The organism is Rhodoflexus caldus, assembly GCF_021206925.1.
Classification (GTDB): Bacteria; Bacteroidota; Bacteroidia; order Cytophagales; family Thermoflexibacteraceae; genus Rhodoflexus; species Rhodoflexus caldus.
Window position 1 is genome coordinate 1 of record NZ_JAJPRF010000031.1, and the last position, 1,864, is coordinate 1,864.

At 38.9% G+C, this 1,864-nt stretch carries 1 protein-coding gene and 1 pseudogene; both read right to left on the reverse strand.

Features of this window, described 5'->3' with window-relative positions:
- Positions 1–191: pseudogene (locus NDK19_RS16800) on the reverse strand (GNAT family N-acetyltransferase); the annotation flags it as partial.
- Between the two features lie 382 nt (positions 192–573).
- Positions 574–1,392 carry a hypothetical protein gene (locus tag NDK19_RS16805; protein WP_250633069.1) on the reverse strand — a complete coding sequence of 273 codons (819 nt, stop codon included), beginning with the start codon at positions 1,390–1,392 and terminating at the stop codon, positions 574–576.
- Positions 1,393–1,864 lie beyond the last annotated feature (472 nt).

Genomic DNA, 1,864 nt, shown 5'->3' on the forward strand with positions numbered 1-1,864 from the left:
AAATAAAACTCAGAGTTATTGTCGCTAAGTTCTGTTATCAGTTTAGTAAACGAAAAAGCTTCGTCAAGATATTTGTTCATATTTTCTTCGGTGTTTCCCGAAGCGAATGTTTCGTAAAATGTCAGTCTGCCGATTTTTTGTAATTCTTCAAAGTCGTTAGTTGTTACTTTTCTTATCTTAATGTTGCTCATACTTGTCACTAAATATTTTTGTCTGCCGAAGCGTTACTGTCAGTCGTCCGAAATTGTCTGTTTAGTCGTTAACCAAGTCCTGTCAGACCTGAATTACTGTCCCCCGTGACTGAACTGAAATAAAAGAACAAAAGTTGAAAGTTAAACTGTCGCTTAGTAAAAAGTCCTGATGGGGGACAGTCATTCAGCGTCTAATAAAACTCTCGTCAATGGTTGCACTGTCGGTTTCGCACGGTTGCCGGTAACGTTTTGCCGCTTGCCGCAGTGGGGGATTTCGGAGCACTTCACTGTCAACCAAGCACAAACTTTGATAGAAGTACTGCACTTGATTTAACCACGTCAGCCCCCATTGCGGCAAACGGCTGTTGGTGGCTGGCATTCTTTATTTGTTTGCAAATTCGTGCCATAAGTTAAATTTCTTGGCGTTTGTCAGTAACTTATTCCATTCGTTTTCGTCTGTCATTGGTGCAACAACTGTAAATTCGTCCACAAGTTTCCAATTTGAAGGCAACATTTTATTTAATATGTCATTTGTTATCATAATTGGTTGCTCGTCTGAGGTATGTAACAAAATGTAGTCATACTTGTCAATTATATAGTCAGTTTCATTTGTTAGAAGTTTCACTATTTTCTTGTCGTCTTCAGAGTTTCCGACCTGCATAATGTTACCGTAGTCAAAGTTTGGTATTTGATAATTTACTGTCAAGATAATTTCAAACATCTTGTTTTTTAGTTGTTCGCCTTTAAGTCCCTTAAATTGCTCGTGCAATCTTTTGCCAAAATGAACTTTTCTAACAGGTCCATAAATAGCAATATCTTCGTGTTCTCTTGATAATGCTTGAATGGTTTCGCAGTCGTGAATTTCTGCTTCTGCTATTCTGTAGTTGTCAAAAATGGGGAAATCAGAAATTTGTTCTTCATCTTCGTCAATGATTATTCCGTCTGTCAATGCTATAATTTCTGCTATAATTTTATTTGTCAAATCGTAATCGTGTTTATTTGAAAGAATAGTGTTTCTAACTTCAATGTAGTCTTGTTCAAGAGTAATATCAAAACCTCGTGTAGATTTTCCGTCAATCCAAAAGTAAAATACGCCTTCGCCTCTGTCTTCATATGTTGCACCTTTAATGGTAGAAACGAATTCGTCAAGTCTTGAAATGTCAAGAGGTCGCTTGTAAATGATGTAATGTATTAGGCTCATTTTTTAATGCTTGTTGTTAGTTTCAGTGTCGTCACTTATGCTTGCCACCAACTAACGTAATATACGCAACTCACACACTTCTCTGCAACAATATTGCTTACCAATTAACACGCAAGTTAAGTAGTCCCCTAATAACAAGCAACTTGCTTATAGTTAGACTTTTAGCCGCTATTGACAATATGAAATGCGCATTGCGTCAATACAACCTGTCCAATGAAGATATGTACTGCGTGTATCCAACCGACAATACAAAATGCGCAACATCATACACGCAACTTTTCGGCTCACTTTATGCTTACAGCAATACTACTTATTTCTTTGCCAATAAACAAGACTAAAACACGAAAAATTCATCACTCCACCAGCGCCTCCCGCAGAATCTCCGCCGGATGCTGTGCCGTGCGCCCCGTGCCATCATGGATTTGGTGGCGGCAACTGGTGCCGGGGGCGGCTATCAGTGTACGGCTGTCGG

Excerpts from the sequence above, each read along its gene's own strand:
- NDK19_RS16805 (WP_250633069.1), bottom strand. The coding sequence starts at position 1,392 with ATGAGCCTAATACATTACATCATTTACAAGCGACCTCTTGACATTTCA.